At 65.0% G+C, this 15373-nt stretch carries 12 protein-coding genes; 10 read left to right on the top strand and 2 right to left on the bottom strand.

Annotated elements, in window-relative coordinates:
- Position 1: 1 nt before the first annotated feature.
- Together ACVW00_RS16945 and ACVW00_RS16940 are read right to left on the bottom strand one after the other, a co-directional pair.
- Positions 2-1507, bottom strand: a complete 1506-nt coding sequence (locus ACVW00_RS16945; protein ID WP_457112071.1) for a sugar ABC transporter ATP-binding protein — start codon at positions 1505-1507, stop codon at positions 2-4.
- A 35-nt stretch (positions 1508-1542) separates the two neighbouring features.
- The gene (locus ACVW00_RS16940) at positions 1543-2634 is read right to left on the bottom strand and encodes a sugar ABC transporter substrate-binding protein (protein ID WP_457112070.1); all 1092 of its coding nucleotides are present in this window, start codon (positions 2632-2634) and stop codon (positions 1543-1545) included.
- A 636-nt stretch (positions 2635-3270) separates the two neighbouring features.
- Between ACVW00_RS16940 and ACVW00_RS16935 the strand changes: the two genes are divergently transcribed.
- The 10 genes from ACVW00_RS16935 (at position 3271) to ACVW00_RS16890 (ending at position 15347) form a co-directional block, all read left to right on the top strand.
- Positions 3271-4041 (top strand): SDR family oxidoreductase, encoded by a 771-nt coding sequence (locus tag ACVW00_RS16935; RefSeq protein WP_457112069.1) that lies wholly within the window; start codon positions 3271-3273, stop codon positions 4039-4041.
- Entirely contained in the window at positions 4038-4646 is a 609-nt protein-coding gene (locus ACVW00_RS16930; RefSeq protein WP_457112068.1) for a flavodoxin family protein, read from the top strand. The genes ACVW00_RS16935 and ACVW00_RS16930 overlap by 4 nt, the downstream gene beginning before the upstream one ends.
- Positions 4643-5773 (top strand): FAD-dependent monooxygenase, encoded by a 1131-nt coding sequence (locus ACVW00_RS16925; RefSeq protein WP_457112067.1) that lies wholly within the window; start codon positions 4643-4645, stop codon positions 5771-5773. Before ACVW00_RS16930 ends, ACVW00_RS16925 begins: the two co-directional genes overlap by 4 nt.
- A gap of 21 nt (positions 5774-5794) precedes the next feature.
- Positions 5795-7468 carry an AMP-binding protein gene (locus ACVW00_RS16920; RefSeq protein ID WP_457112066.1) on the top strand — a complete coding sequence of 558 codons (1674 nt, stop codon included), beginning with the start codon at positions 5795-5797 and terminating at the stop codon, positions 7466-7468.
- 164 nt (positions 7469-7632) lie between these two features.
- Positions 7633-8352 carry a TetR/AcrR family transcriptional regulator gene (locus tag ACVW00_RS16915; protein WP_457112065.1) on the top strand — a complete coding sequence of 240 codons (720 nt, stop codon included), beginning with the start codon at positions 7633-7635 and terminating at the stop codon, positions 8350-8352.
- Positions 8353-8511: 159 nt separating this feature from the next.
- Positions 8512-9108 carry a VOC family protein gene (locus tag ACVW00_RS16910; protein WP_457112064.1) on the top strand — a complete coding sequence of 199 codons (597 nt, stop codon included), beginning with the start codon at positions 8512-8514 and terminating at the stop codon, positions 9106-9108.
- Entirely contained in the window at positions 9105-9434 is a 330-nt protein-coding gene (locus ACVW00_RS16905) for a hypothetical protein (RefSeq protein ID WP_457112063.1), read from the top strand. Before ACVW00_RS16910 ends, ACVW00_RS16905 begins: the two co-directional genes overlap by 4 nt.
- On the top strand, positions 9431-10687 hold the full coding sequence (locus tag ACVW00_RS16900; protein ID WP_457112062.1) for an alpha/beta hydrolase: 1257 nt from the start codon (positions 9431-9433) through the stop codon (positions 10685-10687). The genes ACVW00_RS16905 and ACVW00_RS16900 overlap by 4 nt, the downstream gene beginning before the upstream one ends.
- A 227-nt stretch (positions 10688-10914) precedes the next feature.
- Positions 10915-13029, top strand: coding sequence for a hydantoinase/oxoprolinase family protein (locus ACVW00_RS16895; RefSeq protein WP_457112061.1), 2115 nt, complete (start codon positions 10915-10917; stop codon positions 13027-13029).
- Positions 13026-15347: a hydantoinase B/oxoprolinase family protein gene (locus ACVW00_RS16890; protein ID WP_457112060.1), complete on the top strand. Its 2322-nt coding sequence runs from the start codon at positions 13026-13028 to the stop codon at positions 15345-15347. Before ACVW00_RS16895 ends, ACVW00_RS16890 begins: the two co-directional genes overlap by 4 nt.
- The last annotated feature ends 26 nt before the right edge of the window (positions 15348-15373 follow it).

The raw sequence follows: 15373 nt of genomic DNA, 5'->3' as shown, positions 1-15373 counted from the left end.
GTCAGGACCTTCCGGATGTAGAGAGCTCGCCGAGCGATGCCTGCGAGAGATGGTGGGCGGTGAGAGCGGCGCCGTGTGCCTCGAGGAAGACCTCGCCGTGGACGAGGACGAGCGCGCGGTCGCAGAGCTCGGCGAGCTCGTCGTCGTCCGAGGAGCCGACGAGCACCCCGATGCCTCGGGACGCGGCGTCCCGGATCAGCCGGTAGATGGCAGCTCGTGCCCCGACGTCGACGCCTTGGGTGGGCTCGTCGAGGACCAGGACCGTCGGGCCAGCGGTGAGGCATCGGGCTATGACGGTCTTCTGCTGGTTGCCGCCGCTGAAGGTCGAGATCTGGCGCTGGGGTTCCATGGGCGTGAGTTCGCAGCTTTCCAGCGCGGACGATGCGGCTTTGTGCTCTGCGCGGCGATTGACTCGGAGACGACGCGAGAAGCGCCTCAGCATGGGAAGCGTGACGTTCTCGCCGGCCGTATGGTTCGGGAACAGGGCGCGTGCCTTGCGGTCGGCCGGCGCGTACGCGACCCCAGCACGGACGCTTGCCAACCGATTTGATCGCTCGAGCACGACACCGTTGACTCGAACGACGCCGCCGTCGGGTGCGGACTGTCCCGTAACCAACGGCGCGACATCATCCCGCCCGGACCCGGTGAGACCGCCGACGCCGACGATCTCGCCAGGGCGGATATCGAGGGACAGCGGTCGAAGCCTCCCACCGGCAAGATCGACCACCTGCAGGACGGGCTGAGAGCTTTCGTAGGTCCTGCGGGAGGAAGGTGCCTGGTGCGCAGCGGCGGGGGTGCCGGTCACGGCGTCGGCAAGGGCTTTTCGGGTGAGGGACGACATGGGGGAGTGCAACTCCACTCGGCCCTCCTTGAGGACAGTCACCACGTCGGCCATCTCGACGAACTCGTCGAGATGATGAGTCACGAGCAGCACGCCTGCGCCACGGTCGGTCAGCCGCCGGATCATCGCGAACAGCGGGACTGCCTCGTGCGCCGTGAGAGTCGCGGTCGGCTCGTCGAGGATGAGGATGCCGTGGTCGGGCAGGCCTGAGACTGCTCGCGCCACCGCCAGCATCGTCCTCTCGACGGCGGTCAGGGCGCGAACTTTCTGCTGTACGTCCAGCTCGACACCGAGGGATCGCAACGCGGCAGTCGTTGCCGACTCCTGGGCGCGCCAGTCGATGCTGACGAGGGCTCGTCGGGCGAAGCCCGCAGCGAAGGCAAAGTTTTCGACGACGCTGAGGTCCTCGAAGAGTCCCAGATCCTGGTGCAGCACGCGCAGGTGCGCCGACCGGATGTCGTGGCTGGCCTCCCATGGACCGGCTGTCGAGCCGATGCGTATGTGGGCCCCCGGCTCCGGGCTGTAGTAGCCCGACAGCGCCTTGACGAGCGTCGACTTCCCCGAACCGTTGTGGCCGGCGAGGCCATGGATCTGCCCGCGTTCGATCACCAGATCGACGTCCGCCAAGACGAGCTGGTGACCAAATCTCTTGGAGACGCCGCTCACCCCCAGTAGGGGATGAGCGGCGTCGGTGTCCAGAGTCATGAATCGGTGCCCCACGACGCCTCGAATTGCGCTTGGTAGTCGGCCACGCCTGGCCAGGACGGGGTGCTTGCCGGGTCGAATGTGAGCGTGTCCTTGGTGATGAGCTGCGTCAGCTTCGTGTAGGGAGACTGCGGCTCTTGACCTGCCAGCAGGCGTGCCACGGTGTCGACCGTTCCCCACGCGTACAGTTGAACCGGGAACCCGACGTCGGCCTTCTGGGGTCCGCCGTCCTTGATGTTCTGGTAGTTGATGCTCGTCCCGGCCCGTCCGACGATCTTGACCTTGTCGGCTAGCCCGGCTGCCTTCAGCGTTGCCGGAAGGCCCACGATCTGGTCCCCGTAGCAAAGTGCGATGTAATTGATGTCGGGATGCTGCTGCAGGTAGCTCACCACACGGCTTGGGAACTCCTTGGCGATCGCGAGGCCGTAGTGCTGCACGTCGACCGAGCAGGAGGGGCATGTCTCTTTCAGCCTGTTCTTGACGGACGAACCCCACGGCTTGGTGTACGGCAGGTCTGGAAAGTCGTACGCCACTACGGTGGCTTTGCCCTTGGAATCTGTGGCGATCCAGTCGGCCTGGAGCTTGCCGTCGGTCGCCATGCGATCGGAGCCGGCGAGGTTCACGTCGACATCAACCCCGGACTTCGCGTCGCTGATGTAGACGGCGACCTTCACGCCTTCGTTCATGAGCTGTCGCATTTGCTTGCCGACCACGGATGTGGTGACACCGGCCGAGACGACAGCATCGGGCTTGTCACGCACCGCCCGGTCCCAGGCCGCAGCCTGTGAGGCGGGGTCGGCGCCCATCGGGACGCGCGTCAGCTCGCAGCCGAGCTGCTTGCATGCTGCCTCCACGGCGTCGCCGGCGCCCTTGCCGATCGGACCGGGAAACTCGAGCTCGTAGACGCGCTTGCCTGTGGGCAACTCGCGGAGCGCCTCGGTGATGCCCAGACTGGTGGGCGCCTTGAGGGACGCATCGACTGAGCGCTGGGCGGTCGCGAGGCCGGCTGAATCCACGCGCCCGCCGCCGCCACTGGACGTATCAGACGAGCATGCTCCGCAAGTGACGAGTGCAGCCACGACGGCCATGACTCCCATGGTGATTCGAGTCGTCGATTTCGTCATGAGGACCTCTCAGTAAGGGCGCCGGATGCGCCCAACGTTGAGGGAGCCTGACAGTGATCTGCATCACTGTCAATAGTTGGACACTACTGACAAACTGACAAATTTTCCAGCCCTCGTGGTCACGCGAAGCCGGAATGTCTTCCTGAGTCCGGCTTCCGTCGGGCGGCCACATACGACACCGCAATGCAGGTTCTGATGTCGTTGTCGCGGTGCTTGATCTGATGGTCTCTCCGTCTAAAGGGACTTCTGCATCCGCGGTAGGCGCGAACCGCGTCACGTCTGAGGGCGTGCACACGTTCGCAAGCTCGCGCCCCTGAGGCGCCAGGCGAACCGCGCGGTATTGCACGGCTGGAGCCTGAGGTCTCGGCGGGACTGGCGACGAAGTCCAGGAAGCCACCGACGGCTCGCGCGAGCCCGTTTGACGCGGGCGGGCAGCAAGCGTCCTTGGCTCGCCTCTCGAATTACCGCACGTCCTCGCCGGCGGCGACGTCGCGTGCGCCTGTGACCATGCACCACGTTGGGCGGGCGAGGGCCATTCGCGCTTGCCGCGTGACAAATTTTCGTCTAATGTGTCGAAACACTTTGCAAGAGGAGAAGTACATGGGTCACGCACAGGCAGCTTTGATTACCGGCGGGTCCGCCGGTATCGGGCTTGCAATGGCAGCGCGCCTCGCGGGTCGGGGCTGGCACGTCACGATTTGCGGACGCAACCAGGAAAAGCTCGACAAGGCGCATGCGGAGCTCGACAGCATCGGCAACGGACGAATTCACACGGTGGCGGCCAACCTCGCCATGGCGGGTGCGGCGGTTGCCGTCATGGCAGAGCATCGGGAGGTGGCCGGGCGACTGGACATGCTGGTCAACAATGCGGGGCGGGGAGCGGTCGCGACGGTCGAAGGTGTCACGGACAAACACCTCGACCTGGAATGGGAACTGAACGTGAAATCCGCATTTACGCTGATCCGTGAGGGTCTGGGCATGCTGCGATCGGCAGCCGATGAACATGGCCGCAGCCACGTTGTCAATGTCAGCTCGCTGGCATCGCGGGAGTCGCCGGCGAAGGCTGCGGTCTACGCCGCCACGAAAGCCGCGCTCAATTCCCTGAGCCAAACATCTCACGCCGCGCTGAGCCGTGACGGCATTCACGTCTGTGCCGTCCTGCCTGGACTCGTCGATACGCCAGGCGCTTCGTGGGCTGGCGAGTCGGTCCGCTCGGTCATGATGACCGCCGACGACGTCGCTGCGACGCTCGACTTCCTGCTCGCGCTCTCCCCTCGCTGCTTCGTGCCCGAGATCATGCTGACTGGTGCCGGCGACAATGTTTTCTCCACTGCGGTCGACTGGTCGACCACAGAAGGGGTGCTGTCATGAGCGACTTCGTTGGAGAGGTCTCCGGTCAGTCCGTCCACGTCGGCATCGTCTACGACAGTGGCTACGGCCACACGGCGGCCCAGGCGCGGGCAGTCGGAGAGGGGGCCGCGAGTGTGGAGGGTGTCACTGCCCGCTTGTACTTCGCCGACGAGATGGCGGGTGATCCACATGGGCTCGATCATTGCGACGCTTTCATCTTCGGCTCGCCGACCTACCTCGGCAGCGCGTCGGCGACATTCAAGTCCTTCATGGAAGCAACCTCGAAGATCTGGCTCGATCAGGGATGGTCGGGGCGGCTCGCGGCCGGTTTTACCAACTCCGGCGGTCATAGCGGCGACAAGCTCAACACGCTGGTTCAGCTGAACCTCTTCGCCATGCAACACGGGATGGTGTGGGTCGGCCTCGGTCTGCTCGACGGAAACGACGCAAGTCACAAGTCCGACGGGAACCTCAACCGCCTCGGCTCGTACCTCGGCGCGATGGCGCAGTCGAATTCAGACCAAGGCATCGAAGGCATGCTCGAGAGCGACTTGGCGACCGCCCGTCAACTTGGCGTTCGCGTGGCGAGGGCGGCTCGAAACTGGAACAGGAGCAACCTGACATGAGCACACGAATCCTCATCGTCGGAGGCGGACCGGCGGGTCTGTTCTTCGCCATCATGGCGCGCAGAGCGCTCCCGGACTCGACGATCCTAGTCCGGGAGCAGAACCCCAAAGGGGTGACCTACGGGTGGGGGGTCGCCTTCAGCCAGAGTGCCATTGACGCGCTGCGACCCGCGGCTCCCGATGTCATCGAGGCGCTCGAGGGCAACATGGAGCACAAGGTGATGGACATCGTGCTCAACGGTGAGACTGTGCAGGTCAAGGTCGACCCGCAGCACTGCAACGGACGCTGGAGCCTCCTGGAAGTTCTCGAGTCGGCGGCCGAAGTCGCTGGTGTGACGATCGAGCACGACGACCAAGCGACGGTGTCCGATGAGGAGCTCGCCGAATGGGACCTGGTGATCGGCGCGGATGGCGTGAACAGCCGAACCCGCGAGCACTTCGCCGAGCACTTCCAGTCCTCGCTGACGCTGACCGAGAACTGGCTGGCGTGGTACGGGACGACGAAGTTCTTCAACCCATCCATCATCCTGCAGCAGACCGAGCACGGCGCCGTGATGAGCCATGCCGCGCGCTTCTCGCCGGAGATCAGCAACTTCACCATCGAAGTGGGTCAGGAGACCTTCGACGCTTACGGGTTCGGAGACATGACGGAGGATGCGTCGCGCCAGCTCTGCCAAGAGATCTTCAGTGGATATCTCGATGGGCACGAGCTGATGAGCAACCACTCGCCGTGGTTCCAGGCCAAGTTCGTCCGCTGCGAGCGGTGGACGTACAAGAACCTCGTCCTCATCGGTGACGCACTGCACACGGTGCATCCGTCGATCGGGTCAGGGACACGCTTCGCCATGCGTGACGCGGTGTATCTCATCGAGGCCCTCGAGCAGGCCAACTGGCAGGTCGCGGACGGTCTGCGAAGTTTCGAGACCCGCCGCAAGCCCGTTGCCGACGGCTTCCAACAAGCTGCCCTGCGCAGCATCGGCTGGTACGAGGGCATACCGGGCAGGACCATCCAGGACCCGATCAAGTTCGCCATCGAGTACCTCATGCGCACTGGTCGTATCCACTACTCGGACTTCCGTCGCGAGAACGCAGAAGTCATTCACGCATACGAGACTCGGCTCGGCTGAGTCACCGTGGAAAGGTCAAGCATGCCCATCAGCACCCCACAGGATGTCGTGCCGTTTCCGGCCCACGTCGAGTCCTTCTACCTCGCGAGCGGTGCTTGGCGTGAGGGCACCGTCGCCGGACACCTGCATGACATCGCCGTCGCGAACGGTGAGCGCGTCGCCTTGGTCACCGCCGACACGGAGCTGACGTACGCCGAGCTGGATGCGGTGACAGACCTCCGGGCCGCTGGACTGTTGGCGCTCGGACTACAACCAGGCGACCGCGTCCTCCTGCAGATCCACAACACCGCCGGCACCGTCGTGGCCTGGTACTCGCTGCTGAAGGCCGGGCTGGTCCCCGTCTGCACGCTGCCGCTGCACCGTCACCACGAGATCTCCGAGATCGGCCGGCAGGTGGCTCCAGCCGCCCACCTCGTTGCTGCGTCCAACCCACGGTTCGATCTGGTGGACTTCGCCGTCAAGGAGGCCGCCGACGCTGACGAGCCTCGCCTCATCCTGACGATCGACGGACCGGCATCCCACGGCGCCACCTCCTTCGAGTCACTCGGAATCGGCATCGATCCCGCCGCTGCCCGCCAGACGGTTGAGGACGTCCAGTCCTCTATGGGTCCCCAGTCCGTCGTGGCCTACCAACTGTCGGGCGGGACGAGCGGAGTGCCGAAGGTCATCCCGTGCGTCCAAGCTGGGTACTGGGCGTACAGCTTCGAGTTCGCCCGTGCCATGGAGTGGACCAAGGATCATCGTGTCGCCTACATCGGTCCGGTCATCCACAACGCCGGCATCATCATTGGTCTGCAAGGCCCCCACAGCGTGGGCGCGACCGTCGTCCTCGGCACCCCGGACCTCGACAGCCTCTTCTGGACCCTGATCGACCAAGGCGCGACCGACGTTCTGCTGGGCCCGTTCGCCTACGACGCCGTGCTCGACGAACGGATGAAGAAGGTGTCGCATCTGAAGCGTGTGCTGTTCAGTGGCAAGAAGGTGCCTGAGTCTCACTTCGAGGCCTTGGAGGCCCAGAACATTTGGGCGGGTCAGGTGTTTGGCATGGGCGAAGGGCTGTGCGCGGTCACGCCGCTGCACTACCCGCGATCGGCGCGGCTCGCCGGCGTGGGAGTTCCGATCAGCGAGGCGGACGAGGTGCGCATCTACGTGCCCAATACCGAGGAGCCGGTGGCGCCTGGCGAAGTCGGTGAGATGTGCGCAAGGGGTCCGTACACGCTTCGGGGGTACCTCAACGCCCCTGCCCAGAACGCAACCGCATTCACCAGCGATGGCTTCTACCGGTCGGGAGATCTGATGGCCGACCGGGTCATCGACGGTGTGCGGTGCCTGACGGTCGACGGCCGGATCAAAGACATGATCAGCCGGGGCGGCGAGAAGATCAGTACCAGTGAGGTTGAGCTCTTGCTGGTCATGCACCCGGCTGTCAGCGAAGCAGCACTTGTCCCGATGCCCGACGAACGACTCGGAGAGCGAGCGTGCGCCTTCATCTCCGGCCCGGGTGACCCCATCGGCATCGACGAGCTCCGTGCGCATCTCGACGGTCTTGGCGTCGCGAAATACAAGTGGCCCGAGCGAGTGATATGGCTCGATGAGATGCCTCGAGCCAGTGAAGTGGGAAAGATCGATCGCCGCTCGCTCCGCAGGCAGGCTTCGACGCTCCGTGTCGATTCCGCGAGAGGCCCTGTGCGGTGATCGACAAAGAGCCGCGACGGGTCAGGTCCTGACTGTGCATCGCCAGTTGCGCGGTCCGTCGAGTCGGTCCCGTCGGCGCGCGACGCCGTCGGTGGACGACACGGAGCGAGGCGCTCGAACCCCTTGAGGGGGTTCGGGTCCGGCGGCGAGTCTAGAATCGCGATATGCCCCGCGCCAAGGCGACTCCTGCGAATTCGTCCGAGTCAGAACCTAACGGGCGACGTTCCAAGCGCCGGGAACTGCTCGAGATCGAAATCTACGAGAAGGCTGCGGAGTTGTTCGCCGAGCGTGGCTATGCCGGCACCACTCCGCAGGACATCGCCGAAGCCGTAGGCATCAGCCGGCAGGCTTTGTATTACTACGTCAGCAGCAAGGAAGAGATCCTTGCCAACGTCGTGTCGGAGTTCGCCGTGCAGAACGTGACCGACATGAAGACGATCGCGGTCGAAGAATCGGATCCGCGGACTGCGATCCGACGGCTGGCGTTACATCTCGTTGCCGAACGAGCCGCGAACGGCCGACGGTTTCGGCTGCTGGATCGCTCCGAATCCGCCCTGCCGCCGGCGCTTGCCAAGGACTACCTGGCAGGACGACGCGAGGCCCTCAACGTCGTGATCGACGTCATCGACCGGGGTATCAAGGCGGGCCTGTTCTCCGCTGCGGACGTCAGGGTCGCGGCCCTGGCGATCATCGGCATGTGCAACTGGGTGGCGTGGTGGTTCGAGCCCGGTCCCGATCGGTCGAGCGCGCCGGTTGCCGAGCAGATCGCTGACGCCGCGCTCGCGATCCTCACACCTCCGGCGGAACCCACGGAACCCCTCACGACCGCTCATGCTCTAGACGTCATCGAGCGCCAAGTCGAACGGCTGCGCCACCTCACCTGACGGCCGCTGAACGTCCCACGCCGGCGGGTAGCCCAGGTTGCGCCGCCGCGGTGGTGCTCTCGTCCTCTGACGCTCACCGGTTGACGAAGATTTGTCACTAGTGTCAGACTCGATGGTGGCGGCACCCACCGCCGCCTCGATTAAGGGCCAGGAGGCAACATGACGAAATTGGATCACTCCGTAAAGGGTGTGGACCACGCGGCGTTCCCAACGTATGAGGCGAAAGAGACCATCCGTTTCTACCGCGACATCCTCGGGTTCCCGGTGGTGCACGCGACATGCGCGCTTGGCTGGGGCCCAGAAGAACATCCAGACTTCATCCACTTCTTCTTCGACATCGGTCAGGGCGATCGCTTGGCCTTCTTCTACTACTTCGGCGTGGAGAAGTACGAGGACCCGAATATTCCCGAGCTGTTGAAGCGCGCGCGACACCTCGCCATCCACGTCGACAGCGAGGATGACCTGAAGGAATACCGGCGGCGCCTCGACGAGAGCTCACACCCGTGCGAGCTGCAGGTCCGTCACGAGACGGTGGAGTCCATCTACGTCACGGATCCCAACGGCTATCTGATCGAGATCACGCGGCCTCTGCGACCGATCACGGTCGAGGACGACATAGACGCCAACCTCAGCGTCGATGCCTTGGAGGCAGTCGTGGACGAGAACAATCCCTCACTGGAGCGCTTCTACCAAATCAAGGCAGAACTCATTGCGCAGCGTTACGCTGACGAACCGGCCCAGGTGTCGTTCGTATGACCGTCACGCTCTTCGTGCTGGACGTCGAGGACTTCCGGCCGCTCGCTGAGGTCGCGGCGAAGGACCGGGACGTCGATGTCGTCAAGCGCGGCCCGTACTACGAGGTCAGCAGTGACGGAGTCATCGAGATCGATCGCGACGCGACGGGTTGCCGCAACGCTGTGTGGTTCAGTTCCGTGGCCGCCGTGCGATCGGGGCACGTGAGCCAGTGGGACAAGGCAGTTCTGCGCATCACGCCGGGGCCGTCCGATGCAGCCGTCGGCCCGGTCTCCAGGTCGGCCGTCGAGAAGGACCTGTCCTCCGACCTCGAGCGGGACGTGACGTGACCGCGCAGGAAGGAGCGGTAGACCGCCTCGGCGCGGGGCGCGACGTAGCCGGCGTCGAGACCCCGGCCGACGTGGTGACGACCCTGCACGAGCTGAAGACCTTCGACGGGGCGCGCGTGATGGGCGTGCTCCACGCACGCCCTGGCTCCACCACCGTGGTCTGCCTGGCGCACCCCCGCCAGATGCTGGCGCACCACCCGATGGTGAGCTATCTCCTCCGCGCCGGCGTCTCCGTCTGGACGCAGGACACGCGCTCACCAAACAACGACCTCAACCTGGTGCACGAGCAGGCGATCCTCGACGTCGCGGCCGGCCAGCTGCGGCTGCACGAGCTCGGCTTCGAGAACGTGCTGACGTTCGGGCACTCCGGCGGTGGAGCCCTGATGGCCTACTACATCGAGCAGGCGGCGACGGAGCCGGAGTTCCGCATCGATGTCACGCCCGCGGGTCGACCGATTTCCCTCTCTGGCGCCCCGATGCCGGTGCCTGACGGCGCACTGTTCCTCGCGCCGCACCCCGGACAGGGTCAGGTCCTCCAGTCTTGTATCGATCCGTCCGTCACCGATGACGCTGACGCACTGTCTGTCGAACCGGCGTTGGACATGTATGCGCTGGGCAACGGCTTCGTACCCGGCCCGGCGAAGTCCTCGTACGACGCGGATTTCTTGGCCGAGTACCGCAAGGGCCAGGTGCGCCGCATCAAGCACATCGACGCCGTCGCCCTCGAACTCGCTGGCCAGGCCGCGGAGCATCGTGCACGCTTCGCGCGCACCGAGGATCCGGCCGATCGCCGCGCCGCCCTCGCGCCCCGCATCATCTCCACGTACCGCACCGACGCGGACCCGCGCTACGTCGACCTCAGCATTGACCCGAACGACCGACCCTACGGATCGTTGTTCGGGCGCCGTCCCGATCTGACCAACTACGGACTGGTCGGCTTCGGACGTCTCACGACGCCAGATGCCTGGCTCTCGACTTGGTCCGCAACGACTAGCAATGCCGGGTTCGAGCGATGCGCGGCCGGGGTCATGGTGCCGACGATCTTCATCGAGTTCACCGGCGATCAGGCAGCCCTACCCGCTGACTCCGCACGGATGTTCGCGGCGCTCGGTGCCACAGACAAGGTGCGCCACCGGGTGCGCGGAGCCCACTTCGGCCAACCGCTAGCCGAGGGCGAGCCCACCGGATACGCAGTTGCTGCCGGCCTCTTTGATCCATGGATCCGGGAGCGTTTCGACACGCTCGCAACCTAGGCGGTCATTCGTGCGGCCGCCGGTCAGCCACGATCCGCAGAGTCGACCGTTCGGACGTGACGCACGCCGATCGATAGGCGCAGAGATTCCGGCGGCGTCTCGACCTCGTGAGGGGTGCGGCGCGCCTCGTCTTGCGGCGGGTCTAGCAGTTGGACAAAAACGTTGACTACTCGTCACTTGTGTCAAATAATGACTCACGTCACACTCGTCTGATCAGGAGTAGGCCCATGGCATATGTCATCGGAGTAGACGTCGGCGGAACCTTCACCGACGCGGTGCTTGACGACGGGACGGGCACGATCGTCGCGGCCAAGACGCCGTCGACGCCGCCGGACTATTCGGTCGGCGTGCTGAGCAGTCTCGATCTTCTTGCTGCGCAGCTCGGCCGTTCGACCCGCGAAATGCTGGCAGACACGCACCACATCGCGCACGGCACCACTTCCTCGCTCAACGCGCTGGTGACGGGCAATGTGCCCGAGGTCGGCTTCATCAGCACGCGCGGTCATCGCGACTCCATCTTCATCATGAATGTGGAGGGTCGGTACCTAGGCCGGGGGGCCCATGAGTTGCAGAACCCGATCACTCAGACCAAGGATCACCAGTTGATCCCCAAACGTCTGGCCGTGGAGGTCACTGAGCGCATCGACCGCGATGGCAAAATCGTGGTGTCTCTGGACGAGGATGCGGCGCGCGTTGCCATCCGCGACTTGCTCGACCAAGGTGTGCGCGCGATCGCCGTTTCATTGCTGTGGTCATTCCGCAATCCCGTGCACGAGGAGCGCCTCGTCGAGCTCATCCACGAGGCCGATCCCGACGTCTTCGTCGCGACGTCCTCGACGGTTAGCCCCCGAATCCGCGAGTACGCTCGCCACGCCACCACCATCATGAGTACGCAGATCGGGCCCGGTCTGCGTGACTACCTCGAGTCGCTCCAGAACACACTGACTGAGCGTGGCCTGACCGGCCCGCTGCTCGTCATGCAGAGCAACGGTGGGGCCGTCACCGCCGACCAGGCACCCGTACGCGCCATCAGCACGGTTGGTTCGGTTCTGTCCGGAGGTGTCATCGGCTCGCTGGCCCTAGCTGGCCAGCTCGGTCACCGCAACATCATCGCTACCGATGTCGGTGGCACCACCTTCCTCGTGGGACTCATCGTCGACGGCCAGCCGGTGCGCGAGGCGACGACCATCATCAACCACCACCCCGTGAACGTGCCCGCTCTCAAAGTCGACGCGATCGGGTCGGGTGGTGGTGCCATCGCCTGGGTCGACGCAGGCAACAATCTCCGTATCGGGCCACACAGCGCCCAAGCCGTGCCCGGTCCTGCGTGCTACGACCAAGGCGGAGAGAACCCCACCAACACCGACGCGAACCTCGTCCTCGGCATCTTGCCGGAACGCGGCTTACTGGGTGGGGCCAAGCCCCTGTCGGTCAAGCGCGCCCGAGAGGCCATCCGCGTCAAGGTCGCCGAGCCACTCGGTCTCAGCATCGAGGACGCGGCCGCAGCCATCTATGTCGCACAGACGGCGCAGACCGGCGACCTGCTCCGCAAAACGGTAGTGGAGACCGGCCGGGATCCGCGCGACTTCGTGCTGTACGCCTTCGGCGGCTCCGGGCCGGCGTTCTGTGCCGCATACTCGGCCTCGCTCGGCGTCCCGGAGGTCGTGGTGCCGCTCGGCGCCGTCGCCTCGGCATTCTCGGCCTACGGCCTCGCCTCGTCCGACATTATTCTCAACGCCGAGCTCAGTGACCCCGCGCAGATCCCGCTCGACTCCTCCCGAGCTGACGCCAACTTCAAGCGGCTCGAGGACGAGGTGCGCGCCGGGCTCGAGTGCCAAGGCGTCGCCTTCGAACAGGTGCGGTTTGAGCGCGAGATCGACATGCGATACGCCATGCAGCTCGCCGAAGTGCCGGTGCCCGTGCCCCTGGGTGAGTTGAGCGACTCGGTCCTCGACGGGACCGTCGCCGACTTCGAGCGCGCATACGCTGAGCTGTACGGGAAGGACTCGGGCTTCCGCGAGGCCGGCATGCAAGCCATCACCTACCGGGTCCGCGGTACGGGAGTTATGCCCTTTTCGCCGCAACTCCCGCTCCTGGAACGTTCGTTGACGCCTTCTGTGGCGGAGGCGCAGTCAGAGGTCCGGCCGGTCTTCCTCGACATCTCCAAGGGGTTCGTCGACACTCCGGTGTACGACTACACCCGACTCCGCGCCGGTCATGTACTGCCAGGCCCAGCAATCATCGAGGTCCCCACCACCACCGCAGTCATACCGGGCGGGTTCACGGGCGTCATCGACGACCTCGGCAACCTCGTTATCAGCCGTGAAGGAGCCAAAGCATGAGCATGCCCGTGGCAGGTTCGGAGAAATTCGTAAGTCGGCTGGTCGATCTTGACGAGTTGGAGAGGGGTGCACTGAAGCATGTGCCGCTCCACTGCGTGAGCCAAGAGCAGATCGAAGCAGTCGACCCGTTGACCTATGAGGTCATCCGCCACCGGTTGTGGTCGGTGACCAACGAGATGGGCCAAGCGCTCATGCGCATGTCTGGGTCGCCGATCGTCACGGACGCGAACGACTTCGACTTTGCGCTCAGCGATGAGCTGGGCCAGGAGGTGCAGGTCGGCCTCTACAACACGATGCTCGTCGGCTCGGTCGACCTCGCGATCTACTGGACGCTTAAGCATCGCGCCGAAAACCCCGGCATCGTCGAAGGTGACATGTTCCTATGCAACGACCCGTGGGTCGGCGGCGGACTGCACCAGAACGACGCGATGGTCTACCAACCGGTCTTCTATGACGGCCAGCTCTTCGCTTGGACCAGCGCAGTTGCCCATCAGGCCGACCTCGGTGGCGTGGGCCTCGGCTCGTTCTCCCCGGCGGCCGAGGATGTCTTCTCGGAGTCGTTGCCGACACCGCCAGTCAAGGTGGTGCGTGACTTCACGCTGCAGAGCGACATCGCCGACATGTGGGTCCGACGCTCCCGGGTGCCGCTCATGGTCGGCCTCGACCTGCGCGCGAAGGTCGGATCCAATTCGGTCGGGCGCGATCAGTTGCTTCAGATCATCGAGCAGTACGGCCCTGACACGGTCAAAGCCGTCATGAAACGGATGATGAACGACGCCGAGGGCCGACTGCGATCAAAGCTCACCGCCATCCCGGATGGCTCGTGGAAGGCGACCGGCTATCAGGATCAATCGCACGAAGGCGACCGCAATCTGCACGGCATCACCGTCACCATGACGAAGGAGGCTGACCACCTCGCCTTCGACTTCACCGGCACGGATCCGCAGGCGGGAGTCATCAACTGCACCTACGCCGGCATGCGCGGAGGCATCATGCTCGCCTTGCTCCCTCATCTCGCCGGCGACATTCCTTGGTCGACGGGTGGACTGATGCGCTGCTTCAGCATCCTCAGTGAGGAAGGAACGTTGAACAACGCGACCTTCCCCGCAGCCGTGAGTCGCGCGCCGATCGGACCCGCGTGGCTGACAGGCAATCTGGTGGCGGAGTGCCTCTCGCAGATGCTCGACCGCGCTCTGGATGTCACCGAGGGCCACGTGCAAGCGACCTGCTCCGGCACGTGGGACACCGCAGTCATCGCCGGCCTCGACGAGCGCGGCGACCTTCCGGCCCCCTTCCTCTCAATCATCATGGACCCGATGGCGGGAGGCCTGGGAGCCAGACCCGAAGCCGACGGGCTCGACACCGGCGGTCTCCTCGGGATTCCGATGGGCCGGGTTCCGGACGTCGAGATGACCGAGTTCATGTACCCAGTGCTGTCCCTGTGGCGGCGGGAAGAGATCGACTCCGGTGGCCCGGGCCGGCGGCGTGGCGGAGTGAGTGCCTCTGTGGGCATCACGCCTCATGGCACGAGCCTGCCGATCGGGCTGGTGCTCGCGGCCGCTGGCAAGGCGATCAGTCAGAACAATGGCATGGCCGGAGGTTATCCGGGCAACAGCGGCCTTGAGATCATCGCCCGCGGTGCGGATGTGAACGCGCTCCTCGACCAGGGTCAACTGCCGACTTCATTGGCCGAGGTCGGCGGACACCCTGAGGTCCAGCCCTGCTACGGACACACCTATGTCGCTCCTGGTGAGGTCTTCTCGATGCTCTGGCAGGGTGGCGGCGGCTATGGCGACCCGTTGTCCCGCGAAGTCGAGGACGTCGCCGCCGATGTCCGGGACGGCAAAGTAAGCAGCGACGCCGCCCGCACCCTCTACGGAGTCGTGATGACCGGCGCTCAGATCGATGCCGACGCAACGCACAGGCGCCGGGCCGAGATCCGCGCGGCCCGGGGCGCGGGCGTTGGGGGAGTGGACACACCCTCGCGGACCTGGGTGGACATCGACGGTGCAGAGCGCCTGGATGAGAACTTCCTCAAGGTGACGAAGGGAAGTGATGTCATCGTGGCCTGCGCACATTGTGCGGCATCCTTTGGCAGCCCGGACGACGAGAAGCTTGACCTCCTTGTTAGCCGAGGCCGTCCAAGCGACGCCGGGCCGAGGATGGTCGAGGACGCAACGATCTACGTCGACGAACCGATCGAGTTCCGCCAGTACTTCTGCCCCGAGTGCAAGACCGCGGTCTCCAGCTCGGTCGTGCCGGCGAGCCACCCGGACTATCCGCGCGAGATCGCGCACGTCTGGCGGCGATCGGTCTGATGGGTCGGCGATCGGTGCGCTCCCAC

This window comes from Marmoricola sp. URHA0025 HA25 (assembly GCF_054059435.1).
Note: the sequence above shows the minus strand (reverse complement) of the source record. Positions and strands in the feature narration are given on the sequence as shown.